This is a genomic window from Paenibacillus sp. FSL H3-0286, assembly GCF_045040705.1.
GTDB classification, from domain to species: domain Bacteria; phylum Bacillota; class Bacilli; order Paenibacillales; family Paenibacillaceae; genus Paenibacillus_AQ; species Paenibacillus_AQ odorifer.
Map to the genome: position 1 here is coordinate 2,607,162 of NZ_CP150285.1, position 15,023 is coordinate 2,622,184.

The window sequence follows — 15,023 nt, forward strand, 5'->3', positions numbered from 1 at the left end:
AAAGCAAAAATTTATAGCAACAGAAAGGTAGGAAAAAAAGTGACTTCATACATGGACTATACGTCCCCCAATACAGAGTTTACTTTTGATGTGAACACTAATACACTTTTTAAAAAAGATGCCAACAACTTCATTAACTTGCTGTCGGTTAAACAATTGAATACGCTCGAGAACATATCACTGCTGGATATTTTTCTTAGCAAATCAAATGTGGTTGAACCTCATTATCATCAAAATGCTGCAGAGCTTGTATATTGTATCTGCGGTTCAGCGGTAGTGTCTTTAATCAATCCGTTCACAAATGAACTTCTGCATTTTCCGATTTGTCCGGGTCAAGTGGCAAATGTGCCGCAAGGCTGGTGGCATTATGAGATAGCTACTGTCGATAATACACATCTGCTCGCGATTTTTGACGCACCTATTCCTGAGGTTATCTTAGGTTCGGATATTCTTAGCAAAACCCCGGCAAATGTATTAGCCCATACTTACTGCTTAAATGAAGCTAAGGTAAAAGAAGCTTTAGCTCCAATCAAGCCTGGAACCTTCATCGGCCCTCCTGCTGACTGCTGCGAAGAAGATAAAGTAATGGGCAGCAGCAATATGGCTCCTAATATGGCCCCTAATATGGCTCCAAATATGCAAGCCAATGTTAAACCAAATATGCATCCTAATATGCAGCCAAATATGAATCCATACGCTCATATGCAGGCGCAACCCATCCCGATATCTTCACAAATGCCTCCAGCTACACAAGCCTTTAATTATCAGCCATACCCGATGCAAGGGTACTATACGCAGGGTTATGATCAGCATTATCGCCAACAACCCTATGTACAGCAGCAGCCGCATTACCAATATCCGAATAACCAAGAGTAAACTAAAAAAACCTCCCGGAACTCTAGATTCCGGGAGGTTTCGTTGTTAAACCTAGGATAAACGGACAAGTACTCTTCCTCTAAGGTTTCCTTGTAGAATATCTTCCAATGCTTGCGGTAGCTCGGTTAACGTGACTTCACGATCCACGAGGTTCTCCAGCTGACTTGGCTTCAGATCGCTCGCCATCCGTTTCCAAGCCTTCTGGCGAAGGTCTGCAGGACATTCAACGGAATCTATGCCGAGAAGGTTAACACCCCGAAGAATAAACGGAAGTACTGTAGTTGGAACTGAAGTGCCTCCGGTTAAGCCACTTGCAGCTACAGAACCTCTGTAGGTGATTTTACTCAAAACTGCGGCAAGGGTGTCACCACCCACCGAATCTACTGCGCCTTGCCATAATTGTTTGTCCAAGGGTTTGCTGGCGCCGCCAATGACCTCTTCACGTGAAATCACGTCTTCGGCTCCTATACCTCTAAGGTAATCGGCAGCTTCGGCGTTACCTGTGCTTGCCACTACGCTATACCCTTTTGCGCCAAGCATGGCAATAGCAGATCCACCTACACCGCCGGTAGCGCCTGTTACAAGTACTTTGCCTTTGTCCGGGGAAACGTCATGATCTTCCAGGGCCAGTATGGATAAGGCGGCTGTCAGTCCTGCAGTACCGTAGATCATAGCTTCTTTAAGCGTCAGGCCTTCGGGAAGGGGAGTGATCCAACCTGCGGGAATACGAGCGTATTCGCTAAAGCCACCAAAGTGTGATACGCCAACACCATATCCTGTTGCAATGACTTGCTGCCCTTTATGAAACCGCTCGTCTGTGGAAGATACCACAATACCGGATAAATCTATCCCTGGAATAAAGGGATATGTTCTTAGAATTTTACCGTTTGGAATACTGGCTAAACCGTCTTTATAGTTTACACTGGAGTAAGCAACCTTAATTACAACCTCTCCAGCTGGCAGATCCTCTAGGGTAACCGGTTTAACAGCTACGGAGAAGGATGATTCTGTTTTGTCGACAACTAACGCTTGAAATGATTCTGTCATAAGTGTGAGCTCCTTCAACTACGTTATAGGTAAGACATGTATATAATATTTATTCTGCCCGGTCAACTAGTGATTGTCTATGATATAGCGCAATTGTTTATTAAGGTTCCGTTAAATCACGTGATAGAGGGTGAAGCTTATGAAATGGAAAAATTTAAGGGTTACAGTCTTAGTGGGTATCACATTAGTCTCACTTGGTTTTAATGGATATTCTTTTTATAACAAGCCACCAAAAGAGACTAACCCAACTACCAAGGAGCTAGTTCAAACTATAGGTGAGATTTCAATCCAATCTAACTCTGAGAGCGGAGTGCAGGGTGAGAGTGTGGAGGAACTGAAAAAAATTATTTATAAGTTACCGCAAGTGGAGAAAAAATTAGCTTTTATAAAGGGCGTTATCACAGAAGGGAATACGGTTTATCTGGATCTGGATGAGGTGGAATGGTTCGGTGGAGAGGCGGCAGAAATTGCAGCTAAAGAAGATGGTGTACTAGAACCCGAATCATTGCCTAATGGATTCTATATCCGAAACGCAAGCGAAGAAATTAAGCGGGTTAAGCTGGAGACTGATGTAACTATAGCTGAACTAAACGGGGCGAGACATCAGCAAGTGGACTATACGAGTTTTATTAGCGAAGAGCTAATGGATAGATTATTCCATCTGACATTTGTAGAAGGTAAGGTTGTTTTGCTAGAAGAGCAGTACAGACCTTAGTGAAGGAGAACAACTAGAAAGGGTTAGTGGAGAAAAGGAATCGGCAGGATGCTCTACAGCATGCAGAAAAGGTAATGAAGAGTAGAAGAGCTTACGGTTTGTTTATGCTTACATACACTTAAGATTATGATGAATTTTATTTTTATGGGAAAAATGGCTCTGTGCCCGTAGCTGTCATACCTGATGTATTTGGGTCGGGTGCGGATGGGAATACTGTAAGAAGAAAAATTTTTCGTTGATCTAGTTAATAGGCGGAAGATATGTTTAAATGGGAAAGTATAGTATTTTTTAAATAATAGGATTGAAGAAAGAGAGGCTAATTCATGTCGATTGCGACTACAATGATTATCAGGCTCGAAATTCGGAAATCGGTTGCATCTTTTGGCGATGTTGCTTCAGGAATTGCCGCAGCTGGCGGAGATATTGTTGCTATTGACGTGATACGTGCAGGGAAGGATGTCACTACCCGAGATATAACAGTGAATGTGCAAGACGCAGCTAATGGAGATATTATCTCAATATTATCGAAGATGCCGGGAATTAAAATAATCAACGTGTCGGATCGGACATTTCTGGCTCATCTTGGCGGAAAAATCGAAATCACACCTAAAATGCCGATTAAAAATCGGGAGGATTTATCCTTAGTGTATACGCCGGGGGTAGCCCGGGTATGTACGGCGATTGCCGAAGATCCCAGAAAAGCTTATTCTCTGACGATGAAAAGAAATACAGTTGCAGTCGTTTCGGACGGCACTGCTGTGCTTGGACTAGGGGATATCGGCCCGGAAGCAGCGATGCCTGTCATGGAAGGTAAGGCGATGCTGTTTAAGCAATTGGCGAACATTGATGCTTTTCCGCTATGCTTAAATACCAAAGATCCGGATGAAATTATCAATATCGTAAAAGCAGTTTCTCCTGGCTTTGGAGGGATAAACTTAGAGGATATAAGTTCGCCACGCTGCTTTGAAATCGAACGCCGGCTTGCGGAAGAGCTGGACATTCCGGTATTTCATGATGATCAGCATGGAACATCCGTGGTGGCTTTTGCAGGACTTTTGAATGCGCTTAAAGTTGTAAATAAATCTATTGAAAATGCACGGATTGTTGTTGTGGGTATTGGGGCGGCTGGGGTGTCCATATGTAATCTGCTGCTGGCAGCGGGCGCGCGTTATATTTATGCGGTTGATCGTGAAGGCGTTCTCAGAAAAGATCTCCAGTATGATAATCCGGAATGGCAGAAGCTTGCTGCCGCAACCAATCCTGAGGGAATTGAGGGGGGAATAACGGAGGTTATACGAGGGGCAGATGTCTTTATTGGGGTGTCCCGTGGGGGAATTCTAACCGTGGATCATCTCAAAAGCATGGCCAGTGATAACATCGTTTTTGCGATGGCTAATCCTACACCGGAGATTGAACCGGATTTGGCAGAACCTTTTGTTCGCGTTCTAGCGACAGGCAGAAGTGATTATCCGAACCAGATCAACAATGTGTTATGTTTTCCGGGTATTTTCCGTGGCGCACTTGATTGCCGGGCTAGAACTGTGAATCTGGAAATGAAGCTGGCTGCGGCAAAAGCCATTGCATCGGTCGTTCATCCGGATGAACTCAATGAGCAATATATCATCCCAAGTATTTTTAACGAAAAAGTAGTTGAACAGGTGCGCCTGGCAGTAATCCAAGCAGCTATATCCACGGATGCAGCACGCCGGATTCCTAAAGACGTAGCAGCTATAACGGAATAAGATCTACACGATAAATGGACTGCTTTGCTTCATTAGAGAGCAGTCTATTTGTTTTTATATTTGGAGGAAAATTGCCCGAATTGCAACTGTAAATCCACTTAAAGGTGGGGGAATGTATGAGAAGAATTCATATTATGGGAGCCTCAGGCGTAGGAACGAGTACATTAGGTTACGAATTAGCTAAAGTGTTGCCACATGTACAGTTAGACAGTGACGACTATTTTTGGGAGCATAAATTCACTAAGCAGCGTGAGGTCAATGCGCGATTAGCGAAACTTACAAGCGATTTGACCCATAAGGAGCCTTGGATTTTAAGCGGTGCGGTATGTGGCTGGGGAGATGGCCTTCGACCATTATTCGATTTGGTTATTTTTCTAGGACTTCCACCGGAAATTCGTTTAGATAGATTAAGAGCCAGAGAGTACGAGAGATATGGTGATCATATTTTGCCTGGAGGAAGTAAATACGAAGCATATCTGACCTTTATGGAGTGGGCGGCATTATATGATGTTGCTGGAGTTGAAGTCAGGAGCAAAGTGCTGCATGAGGAATGGATGTCCGCACTGGAATGTCCTATTTTACGAATAGAGGAAGATTTATCGGTTGGAGAGCGCGTTGAGATCGTGCTGAGATATTTACAAATGGTATAGGAGGAACTTTTGGTCGGCGGAATATATTCAACAGGCTACAGAAGAAGTCAGCAATAATATTGAGGGAGTCAAAAGTGAGTTGAAGTCCGTACATTCTGGGATTGGTGCGTTTGAGCGAGAGGATTCTATCATCAAAGTGGTAGTAGAGTGGGATGGACAGAAAGACGAATTCGAGTTGAAGGAAGTTTGGAATTATGGGCATTACTCTTTATGAAGGTGTTGGCGCAGCAGCTGGTCCAAAGAGGTTATAATGGAAAGCGAATATCTCATCCACGGAATGGTGGACTGTATGTGTATGAGCAGGGCTGTTAATTTAAAAGAAAGCAGGATGAACAATCATGGTTGTTATTAAAGAAATAGAAATGGAATCTCTTCCTGAACTGGGGAATTTATATCAAGAGCTGATGAATAAACCGTCTGACCTTAATAAGCTTGAAAAAGTATTTAAAGGTGTCAAGGCGGATAACCGCTACATCCTGTTGGGTGCTTTTGTAGAAGGAGAGTTACTAGGGTCTTTGATGGGGATCGTGTGTCAGGATTTAGTGGGGGACTGCAAACCGTTTATGGTGATTGAGAATGTGGTGGTTTCAGCGCGGGCACGCCGTCAAGGCGTTGGCAAAAAACTTATGAACGCCATTGAACAAGCGGCCCGGGAAAGAGACTGCTATTATATCATTTTAGTCTCCGGTGAGCAGCGGAAGGAAGCGCATGTGTTCTATGAATCGTTAGGTTATAGAGATGAAAAGGTGGAGGGATACCGAAAACATTTAAGCTCCCATTAAAAAGCACACAACTTTCTAGGAGGTTTTTAACCTGCAAACATTTTTTCAATATAACTGGATGGTCCGTGAACAATGGTATGAGTGGTGTGGAGATATTTCTGAGGAGGAGTTGCTCGCAACACGTATAGGTGGTGTAGGCAGTATTCTTAAGACGCTTTTTCACATTGTTGATGTGGAGTGGAGCTGGATTCAAGTATTGCAAGGAAAGCCGGATTTCCAAGAGGATTTTGAGCGGTACAAGACTTTGCAGCAAGTACGAGAATTGGATGCAAAATTCCACACAGAGGTGGAACCTTTTGTAACGGCTTGGCATGAGGGGCTGGAGCAGAGGATTTTTGAGGATCATCTTCCGGATGGCAGGATCGTGACCGATGCCTGGGGTGAGGTAATGCGCCATGTGATTGCTCATGAGATTCATCATGTCGGGCAATTATCGGTCTGGGCTAGAGAGATCGGAAAACCGCCGGTTTCAGCTAATCTGATTGGCAAAGGGCTGATAAACAGCCTACCTGGCAAAGTGTAGACAAGCTATTCAGCGTATACTCAGATTCATATTTTACAATCTCCTTGAACTGCGAAAACATAAATCTGTACTTCAAGGAGGATTACACATGGTGAAGAAGAAAAATTTGCTGAGAAAGTTCATGGCAGCTACACTAAGTCTTGCTATCGTCTCAACGGCGTTTGGTGTTGCTGGAAACACGCCCGTAGTTAGTGCGGCGGATGCAGGTGTAACGAAAGCGTATGAATCCCTGTTCGCGGGTGACAGAATCATTGATGTTAAAGTAACGATTGATGATGCGGATTGGAAAAGTATATTAGCAAGTCCCCTCGAAAAAGAATACAAAAAAGTTAAGGTTGAAGTTGACGGGAATGTTGTTGAAAATGTTGGATTTTCTACTAAAGGGAATCTGACGTTAAAATCGGTAGCCAGTATGACAGACTCGGACAGATACAGCTTCCGGCTGAAATTTGATAAATATGATAAGAAGCAAACGTTACTTGGTCTTGATAAAATGGTACTGAACAACAATTACTCAGACCCTTCGTATATTCGTGAATATTTACATTACGAAGCGCTTCGTTCTGTAGGTGTGGATGCACCTTTGACTGTGTTCACCAACCTGTATATCAACGGAGAATTATATGGTTTTTATGTAGGTGTGGAAGCGATAGATGATAGCTATCTAGAACGTACCTATGGAGAAAATTATGACGATGGTGTTCTGTATGATACAGAAGAAAAAAGTTATCTGCAGTACAAAGAAGGCAGTGACTACGAAACAATAACTTATGATACAGGTAAGGAAGATGATAAAGCTTCGTTAAAGAACTTCATCAAGGTGCTGAATGAGATGCCTGCCGGTGAGAAGGGTTCTATTGAAAGTGTGCTAGATGTGGATTCGGCACTGAAGTATATTGCCGCTAATGCTGTATTGGGTAACTATGACAGCTATAACGGGGATAAAGGTCATAATTATATGTTGTACGGGGATGCATCCGGTAAATTTAGTGTACTTCCATGGGATATGAACATGTCCTTTAACGGGTATTCTGGTGGCGGAGGCGGCAGAACAGGGACAACAGATACAACAGCTGCTGCGGGCACAACTTCTACATCGGCAACAACCCTTGCAGCCAATACCAGCGCAGTAACTGCATCAATTGATAATCCAACGCTTGGGATAAGTTTAGATCAGGTCCCAATGATTGCTAATCTGTTGGAAGTGCCTGAATATAAGACTAAATACCTGAAATATGTATCTGAGCTGGTTGATTATTTGGAAGGAATTCAGAGCAGAATTACTGAATTGGCTACCTTAATCAAACCTTACGTTCAAGCAGACCCAACCAAATTTTATACCATGGAACAATTTGAAAGTAATGTTACTTACTCAGCAACAGGTGAAATGGGTGGTAGTGGAGGAATGACTCCGCCAGCTGGGATGGAAGGCATGACTCCTCCTGAAGGGATGGAGGGTATGACACCACCGGATGGAACGACACCGCCAGCACGTCCTGATAATACAGCGACTGCGACTGATGGTAATCCTACACCTCCAACAGGTAACGCTGGAGGCGGGGGACAAGGTATGGGCACAATGGCTGCAGGTTCGATTATGACCTTTGCGCTGAACAGACTCGCTAATCTGCAAGGCCAGCTAGGACTTAACGTCACACCTCTTCCCTCTGTAACTACAACACCATCAACAACGAATCCGAACACGACGGGCACTAAGGGAATATCCGTACTTTTAAACGGAACAGCGGTCAGCTTTGCAGATCAGCTTCCTGTGAATAAGGATGGCCGGGTGCTGGTGCCAGTGAATGCAATCTTTAATGCTCTGGGTGCTACAGTAACCATGGATCAAACGACTAAGAAAATCACCGCAGTAAAAGACAATACAACGATCGTAATGGCCATTGGCAGCAAGACTGCTTACATCAATGGCAAAGCACTCACACTCGACGTTCCTCCGCAAATTATCGGAAATCGGACACTGGTTCCGGTAAGATTTATTTCCGAGGGATTGAATATGGATGTGAAGTGGGATGCAGGGACTTCTACAGTTACAGCTACGACTAAAACAGCAGCTTAATAATTAGCTTTATCGCGTATGCGGAAATCCGGGGCAAGCTCTGGATTTCCGCATTTTTTAATTCAAGCAGATCAACTCGTGCTGCTGCTAGAGAGCAGTGGCGGAAACCAGACATGACGAAGATCGACCCAACCCTGGCTATTGAAGCTAACCCCGCGGACAGAGGGGAGATAAGCTGTCTGAGTCGGCTTTTCATACAAAATATGTAGGTGGTGCTCTTTAATCAGACGGTTCTCGATGATACTGAAACTTTCCGCTCGGGCCACCGGATTAGGTTCGCGCGCGATGGTATACAGCCAGCCTTCTATATCCGCCCGGGTATGCGGTTCAATATGCTGGGAGAGCGTGAGGTATAGATCAAATAAACGAAGTTGTTCATCCTCGTCACGGAATAATGAGAAAACAATCAGGTCTGATTCCAGCCGAATCGGACCTTTAAATTCCTCTGGAGACACGGAAATGACATTGCATTTATAACCTTGTTGCTCTAGTCTAGTGGCAATAAAATCAGCATCGCCAGCATATTGTGGAATCGTAGAGATTTGCAACGTGATTTCTTGATCTATTATCGCTTCTTGCTCGATGGACGCTGAATCGTCTTTTAAACAGGAGACTATTTTTGCCCGAAGCAGGGGATCGCTTAGCGGTCCCTTTTTTTGCGTATTGCAGGTGACGAATTTCCGAATGGAAGACTCCGAATGAATTCGGCTCCAGGTCGAAGAACTGGCGGATGAGGGATTCTGAATCACGTGAAAAGCAGAACCCGTATCAGAGGATGACGTTTCGGTATCCCACGGGACATAAAGGATTTCAACCCGATCTAAATGAGCCCGTCCTTGAAAATAATAAGGAAAAACCTCCAGCACACAAGTGTCCTCGGTCATATCCACAACCTTAAAGGGGCCAGTCCCCACGGGTCTACGGCCAAAGCTCTGCTCATCCATTCCTTCTAAATCACGCGGTACAATTGCGGCTCTGCTCGTACACAAAAATGGCAGAAATAGTTCATTAGGCTGCTTAAGCGTAATTTGAACGGTAGATGGATTTAATGCGGTGACCCGCTGGATTTCTTTGAAAATATAGCTATAGAGTGTCCGTTTAGAGGTTTGCATCAACCGTCCCAGGGAATAGACTACATCCTTGGCTGTCAGCACTTTTCCATGATGGAATAACACCTCTTTGCGCAGAAAAAAAGTCCAGAGCGTCCGGCTCTCATCGACTTCCCAGGCGTGAGCCAGACAGGGAACAATTTTGTCCCGTTCACCGCTTCGTTTCACTAACCCGTCGAAAACATGGCTGGAAACAAATGACTCTGCCAGCAAATTCATATAGAGCGGATCGAAGGTATGGAGCTGCTGGGTAATAGGCAGCCGGAGAGTATCAATTTGTTTGTCACTACGAATTTCAGAATGATGCCCAAAATAGGTCAGCAGCCAACCCTGCAGTGTATCCTGCAGTGAGGTGGAGCTGGCATGGGTTTTGATGCCTTCTATAGCGTTGTGGACATCTTTGCGGCTAATCGCCTGCATCATGGATTGAAGGGCAATTTCTTCGGAGGGAACAAGAAATTGCAGCAAAGAGCGGCTTCCCCGCCCACGCTTAGGCGTCCATTTGATCCATTCCTGCAACATCATTTTATTCACAATATGCATGGCATTGCGGTGTGTACAGCCGAAAATCAATGCCAACTCATCCATCGTCACTGAGATTTCTGTGGCTCCCCCAAAATGAGATTGCAGCTTTAAAAATTGGCTATGCAGCTTCATTGTTTTGGTTCCTTTCGGAAAATAGGAAATTATAAATAAATTCTTTCTCTTTTTTTTCTTATTTTATCACGTAAAATAAGGATGAGAAAGTAAGAAAATGGGGGTAATTACCATGACCGAGGAAATGGAAACGGGAACGGGACTTAGGCTTAATCGATCGCTTGCTGCTTTGCTTGCCGCGTTCTTACTGGCAATAGTTCATCAGTATTTATTTTATGGGAAGCTGGCGGGCCTATCGTATCCAATCTTTGTATGTCTGTTCTATGCGTTCATGCTTTATTATGCCAAGGCTAAAATCCGCAAGCTTAACAAATTCAGTTACTTCTGGTTTGGAGCGATTTTTCTACTTTCATTAACCTATTTATTCTTTCATAATTTTTTCTTCTTTGGGCTGAACCTGCTGGTGATCCCGGTGTTGATTTTATTACATATGACTTATTTGCTTAGTGATAAACGGCCGGCTTGGAGCCGGCTTGGATTAGTGGGGAACACGCTGGAGCATGTGCTTCCACAGAATTTCCGCCATTGGAGCACTGTGTTTACGATCATTAAAAGGTCTGGCGGCAGTAAAATGAAGGACGAGCGTAAGCAGGTTATGGGGAAAGTGCTGATAGGACTTGCGATCTCTTTTCCAATATTGCTGGTTGTGGTGACTCTGCTGTCCTCAGCGGACGGAGTGTTTCATCATGTACTGCTGGCGCTGCCGAATGTGCTGGATCAGATTTCATTTGGGGAAGGTTTTGTGCGGGTGCTGTGGATTATCCTGCTGGGCATGGGCTTGTTCGGCTTAGTGTGGGGGTATGTGGATTCGAAAATCTATGACTGGAATATGCAGCCTAAGGAATATGGTCCAGTGCTGGCGCCTGTAAGCTTTAAAATGGATCCGATAATTATGACGACGATTCTTATAGCCATTAACACGGTATATGTATTGTTTGTTTTCGTACAGTTTTCTTACTTGTTTGGAGCATGGGAAGGGATTTTACCAGAGGGCAGCTCATATGCTGATTACGCACGTAGTGGATTTTTTGAGCTGATTATGGTGGCTGCGATTAATTTCGTGATTTTGCTGCTGGCTTTGGTATCGGAAGTAAAAAGAAGTGGGGGGCTGCAAAAATTCATTAATGTCCTGCTCTACATTCTGGTTGGTTGCTCGACAGTTATGCTATATTCCGCCTATACCCGTCTGACTCTCTATGAAGAGGTGTATGGCTATACCACGACTCGGTTTTTAGTGCATGCATTTATGATATTTATGGGCTTATTGTTGGTGGTTGCAGCCTTACGGATAGCTGTTCAGCGTGTGCCATTGGCGAAATGTTATATTGTGCTGGGCTTGATCTCCTACGTCGTCATGAACTATATCGGGATGGATGTTATTATCGCTAATAAAAATATGGATCGCTATGCAGCGAGTGGTAAATTGGACGCCAATTATTTGGTCCGTTTATCTCCGGAGGTCATCCCTTCTCTGATAAAGTTTAGTGAACAGGAAGATGGGATGCTGGATGATTTTTTAAAGAATGAATGGAGAGAACTCAATAAGCGTGAGCAGGCATGGCAGTCGTTTAATTTCCCGCAATATCTGGCGCAGCGTGAGCTGGCTGAATATTTTGCACAGTAAAGGTAAGAAGAAGGTGTGAGGTCAGTGAGGAAGAAGCCATTTAAAAGAGGCTGGTCATTTATCATCATTTTTATTACGGTAGGTTTAAGTTACGGGATCTATCATATCTATTTATACAATGCGCCCAAACAAAATCATTACTCGCGTGTTTCCAGCACCCATCTTGAACAGGAAAGTCTGGGCGGCATTCAGCTGCTTCAAAGCCTTGATTCAATCGCTAGGGAACCTAAGCCAAATAATGATATAGAGCGGTATCAGTATTACGATCTGGGTCACGAGACAACAATAGCCACAGCACGTGGTGATGATAAGATCATTCTAATCAGCGTCTATTCCGATCATACGATGAGTACGGCAAGAGATATTCATATTGGAGCTTCAGCAGACGAAGTGATCAAGGCTTATGGCACTTCTTATTATAAAAGAGGGGAGCAAGGGGCTGAGATTATCGGATACGTGGATAAAATCAACCATCGGAGTATTGAATTTTGGCTGCAGGATCAGAAGGTAGATATGATTCGTTATTGTGTGGATTCTGTTGTAATGTAAAGTGTCATAGGAAAACCTTATTAAAAAGGACATATGTCCTTTTTTTGTGGGGTATTCTAAATTACACTGGAGCAAACAATAGAGGGGGCACTACATGCAGACGATAAATGACCGTGAGGCTGTCCGTGCCTTGGCAGTGAAGAACGGTCTGGACGGAATATTTAGCCCGCTGGTAACGCATAAAATGGAGTTGAGACGTTACGCGGATGAAGAAAAGCTGTGTCTGGTTGGCGATCAATTGGATGGGATGTTCATATTGGTTGAGGGCAAGCTCAAAATTCAGACCTTGCTGCCAAATGGCAAATCTATGCTGGTGCGGTTTACAAATCCGATATCTGTGATTGGGGATGTAGAGCTCCTTCACCGGTTCCCTGTTAAGAATCAAGTGGAGTCTGTGGGTGAGAGCTTGATTCTTTTTGCAGGGAGAAGACTACTCCTGAGAGAGCTTGAGGAAAATACAGCGTTGTTACGTTTTCTCGTCGGAGAACTTAGTCACAAATTGCATACGCTCGGTCAAGCCTCCGCACTTAACCTGTTGTATCCTGTGGAGAATCGATTTGCCAGTTATTTAATGTCTTTGTTCGCAGATAAAAACGGTGACCGGCGAGTGGAGGAGATTCGGACCTCAAGTCTTATTGAGACAGCAGAATTGCTTGGCACAAGCTATCGGCATCTTAATCGAATCGTACGTCGTTTTATTGATGAAGGAATCATTACACGAAATCGTGGACGCTTAAGCGTACTGGATGAATCGAAGCTGGCAGAGCTGGCTAACGGAAATTTATACGAATAAAAAGATCTCAAAAGACCATTAGTTCCTGCCCTCGGCCGGAAATAGGGGTCTTTTTGTTTTTTTAAGCAAACATTCAGTTCAAATTCAGAGAGGCTTAAGGGAGAGCTAGTAGGATAAAAGTACCAAATAGACCTACATACATATAGAGATGAGGAAAACCGATGGTGAAAAGTATCCGTGGGAAAATAGTCTTAGGATTTACTGCTGTGATCATAGTCTTTCTAGTGGCGATAGCCGGAAACACATTGTTTCAGGGGAAGGTTACCCAATTGACAGATCAGGTTAATCGTAACTGGGACAAGCTGTCACTTGTTCAAGGCTTAACGGATAAGATTCGTACCGCAGATGAGCTGGGTGCTCGTTATGTGATGAGTAACACAGATGATGAGCGGAATTCCTATCTGGCGCAGTATGAAGAAATGCTCCCATTGATTGAAAATGCTATTACAGAGCTGGAGAATGCCCGATTAAGTGAAGCTGAGTTAAAGGGTGTAGCTGAGCTGAAGAGCAAATGGAATGATTATTTAATCGTTCTGAAGGAAGCTTTTGCCTTAGCTAAGGAAGGCAACTTCCCGGAAGCGCAGAAGAAATTCACGAACCTGTCATTAGACGCTATGATTGAATCTCAGATTGTGTTTCAGAACATGCTCATGGAGGAAATAGAGAATGGACAAAGCCTGGCAAATTCGCATCGTAATAACGGTTTGATTACTAGCTTTGGTGTGACCGGATTGTCGGTAGTGCTCGCGGTGATCCTTGCGCTGCTAATTTCTGGACGAATTATTAAACCGCTTCGTGATGTGAACACTCAGTTGAAGGAAATTGCAGATGGGGATGCCGATCTTACGCGCAAGTTAAGTGTTCGTTCTAAAGATGAGATTGGTGAACTGGCGTTTAACTTTAATAAAATGACAGATAATCTGGGCACGATGATTGAACAGGTGAAGTTATCAGCAAATAGTCTCGCGAGTTCCTCTACAAAGCTTAGGTCAGATAGTGGAGTGACGGCAGGCGCCACAGAACGAATATCGGATATTATGGGTGAAGTCGCTTCCGGAACAGCCAAACAGATGAATGATTTGCAGACCAATACAATTACAATCTCAGAAATATCACTAGGAATCGGCCAAATTGCTGCCAGTGTCCAGGACATTTCGGAAGCCTCCCATCGCTCTGCGGCATTTGCCATTACAGGAGATGAATCCCTTCAGGCCGCTGGGCAGCAAATGGAATCGATTAATCACTCCATACAATCTTTATCACAGCAAGTCCAAGGTTTTGTGAATCGATCCCAGGAGATTGGCAGTATTGTAGGAGTCATAAAAGGAATCGCTTCGCAGACGAATATGCTGGCCCTAAATGCGACGATTGAGGCAGCTCGTGCTGGTGAACAAGGTAGAGGTTTCGCTGTGGTTGCCGATCAGGTCCGTAAGCTGGCAGAGCAGTCCGCGGAATCCGCCAATCAAATTGCAGAAATGGCGACTGGGATCCAAAGTGAAGCAGATGATGCCATGAAGGTGATGATGAGCAGCATGCGTGAAGTAAAGGGAGGTACGGAGATTATCGAGGAAGCGGGACGTTCCTTCGGTGAGATTCGACTATCTATAGATTCACTCGCCGAACAGGTTCAGGAAGTATCTGGAGCCGTGGAGGAGATTACGGCGGCTGCGGATGAGATTGTAGAGTCAATTCGTAACGTTACGCAAATCTCGGAAACAACCGCTGCGAGTACTCAGCATGTGTCGGCAGCCTCACAAGAGCAAATGGCTTCGGTCGAACAAATTGCATCCTCTGCAAGTGAATTAAGTACAATGGCGCATGGACTGCAAGGGTTGGTAGCTAGATTTAATGTATAACATGAAGCGTCGGAGAGTTAAGG

At 44.3% G+C, this 15,023-nt stretch carries 13 protein-coding genes and 1 pseudogene; 12 read left to right on the top strand and 2 right to left on the bottom strand.

From position 1 onward, the window contains the following. Window positions 1-39: 39 nt before the first annotated feature. Window positions 40-627: pseudogene (locus MHB37_RS11190) on the top strand (cupin domain-containing protein); the annotation flags it as partial. 300 nt (window positions 628-927) lie between these two features. Here the strand turns inward: MHB37_RS11190 and MHB37_RS11195 are convergent. Next, on the bottom strand, window positions 928-1,923 hold the full coding sequence (locus MHB37_RS11195; RefSeq protein WP_076193867.1) for an acryloyl-CoA reductase: 996 nt from the start codon (window positions 1,921-1,923) through the stop codon (window positions 928-930). A gap of 139 nt (window positions 1,924-2,062) precedes the next feature. Between MHB37_RS11195 and MHB37_RS11200 the strand changes: the two genes are divergently transcribed. The 7 genes from MHB37_RS11200 to MHB37_RS11230 all read left to right on the top strand — a co-directional run bounded on the left by MHB37_RS11200 (window position 2,063) and on the right by MHB37_RS11230 (window position 8,412). Continuing rightward, a complete protein-coding gene (locus tag MHB37_RS11200; RefSeq protein WP_076193869.1) occupies window positions 2,063-2,638 on the top strand; it encodes a hypothetical protein in 576 nt (191 codons plus the stop codon). A gap of 323 nt (window positions 2,639-2,961) precedes the next feature. After that, window positions 2,962-4,380, top strand: coding sequence for an NAD-dependent malic enzyme (locus MHB37_RS11205; RefSeq protein ID WP_076130640.1), 1,419 nt, complete (start codon window positions 2,962-2,964; stop codon window positions 4,378-4,380). A gap of 116 nt (window positions 4,381-4,496) precedes the next feature. Further along, window positions 4,497-5,030 carry an AAA family ATPase gene (locus tag MHB37_RS11210; protein ID WP_076193871.1) on the top strand — a complete coding sequence of 178 codons (534 nt, stop codon included), beginning with the start codon at window positions 4,497-4,499 and terminating at the stop codon, window positions 5,028-5,030. A 79-nt stretch (window positions 5,031-5,109) separates the two neighbouring features. Beyond that, entirely contained in the window at window positions 5,110-5,244 is a 135-nt protein-coding gene (locus MHB37_RS11215; protein ID WP_256715869.1) for a hypothetical protein, read from the top strand. A gap of 124 nt (window positions 5,245-5,368) precedes the next feature. Then, complete coding sequence (locus MHB37_RS11220) at window positions 5,369-5,812, top strand: GNAT family N-acetyltransferase (RefSeq protein ID WP_076193873.1); 444 nt, start codon at window positions 5,369-5,371, stop codon at window positions 5,810-5,812. 31 nt (window positions 5,813-5,843) lie between these two features. Continuing rightward, complete coding sequence (locus tag MHB37_RS11225; protein WP_076130644.1) at window positions 5,844-6,335, top strand: DinB family protein; 492 nt, start codon at window positions 5,844-5,846, stop codon at window positions 6,333-6,335. Between the two features lie 88 nt (window positions 6,336-6,423). Then, window positions 6,424-8,412, top strand: coding sequence for a CotH kinase family protein (locus MHB37_RS11230; RefSeq protein ID WP_076193875.1), 1,989 nt, complete (start codon window positions 6,424-6,426; stop codon window positions 8,410-8,412). A gap of 71 nt (window positions 8,413-8,483) precedes the next feature. Here MHB37_RS11230 and MHB37_RS11235 read toward each other — a convergent pair whose 3' ends face one another. Next, window positions 8,484-10,178 (bottom strand): ABC transporter substrate-binding protein, encoded by a 1,695-nt coding sequence (locus MHB37_RS11235; RefSeq protein ID WP_076193877.1) that lies wholly within the window; start codon window positions 10,176-10,178, stop codon window positions 8,484-8,486. Between the two features lie 112 nt (window positions 10,179-10,290). Here MHB37_RS11235 and MHB37_RS11240 point away from each other — a divergent pair, with 112 nt between their 5' ends. From MHB37_RS11240 to MHB37_RS11255, 4 genes are all read left to right on the top strand, one after another. Next, window positions 10,291-11,802, top strand: coding sequence for a DUF4153 domain-containing protein (locus MHB37_RS11240; protein WP_076193879.1), 1,512 nt, complete (start codon window positions 10,291-10,293; stop codon window positions 11,800-11,802). Between the two features lie 24 nt (window positions 11,803-11,826). After that, window positions 11,827-12,351 carry a hypothetical protein gene (locus MHB37_RS11245; RefSeq protein ID WP_076130648.1) on the top strand — a complete coding sequence of 175 codons (525 nt, stop codon included), beginning with the start codon at window positions 11,827-11,829 and terminating at the stop codon, window positions 12,349-12,351. Between the two features lie 94 nt (window positions 12,352-12,445). Next, window positions 12,446-13,144 carry a Crp/Fnr family transcriptional regulator gene (locus MHB37_RS11250; protein WP_036683474.1) on the top strand — a complete coding sequence of 233 codons (699 nt, stop codon included), beginning with the start codon at window positions 12,446-12,448 and terminating at the stop codon, window positions 13,142-13,144. A gap of 161 nt (window positions 13,145-13,305) precedes the next feature. Beyond that, a complete protein-coding gene (locus MHB37_RS11255; RefSeq protein WP_076193881.1) occupies window positions 13,306-15,000 on the top strand; it encodes a methyl-accepting chemotaxis protein in 1,695 nt (564 codons plus the stop codon). Window positions 15,001-15,023 lie beyond the last annotated feature (23 nt).

What these genes read in the sequence shown, in the direction of transcription:
- MHB37_RS11240 (WP_076193879.1), top strand. Translation starts at nt 10,291, where the DNA reads ATGACCGAGGAAATGGAAACGGGAACGGGACTTAGGCTTAATCGATCG.
- MHB37_RS11255 (WP_076193881.1), top strand. Translation starts at nt 13,306, where the DNA reads ATGGTGAAAAGTATCCGTGGGAAAATAGTCTTAGGATTTACTGCTGTG.
- MHB37_RS11235 (WP_076193877.1), bottom strand. Translation starts at nt 10,178, where the DNA reads ATGAAGCTGCATAGCCAATTTTTAAAGCTGCAATCTCATTTTGGGGGA.
- MHB37_RS11230 (WP_076193875.1), top strand. Translation starts at nt 6,424, where the DNA reads ATGGTGAAGAAGAAAAATTTGCTGAGAAAGTTCATGGCAGCTACACTA.
- MHB37_RS11250 (WP_036683474.1), top strand. Translation starts at nt 12,446, where the DNA reads ATGCAGACGATAAATGACCGTGAGGCTGTCCGTGCCTTGGCAGTGAAG.
- MHB37_RS11195 (WP_076193867.1), bottom strand. Translation starts at nt 1,923, where the DNA reads ATGACAGAATCATTTCAAGCGTTAGTTGTCGACAAAACAGAATCATCC.
- MHB37_RS11210 (WP_076193871.1), top strand. Translation starts at nt 4,497, where the DNA reads ATGAGAAGAATTCATATTATGGGAGCCTCAGGCGTAGGAACGAGTACA.
- MHB37_RS11200 (WP_076193869.1), top strand. Translation starts at nt 2,063, where the DNA reads ATGAAATGGAAAAATTTAAGGGTTACAGTCTTAGTGGGTATCACATTA.
- MHB37_RS11220 (WP_076193873.1), top strand. Translation starts at nt 5,369, where the DNA reads ATGGTTGTTATTAAAGAAATAGAAATGGAATCTCTTCCTGAACTGGGG.
- MHB37_RS11205 (WP_076130640.1), top strand. Translation starts at nt 2,962, where the DNA reads ATGTCGATTGCGACTACAATGATTATCAGGCTCGAAATTCGGAAATCG.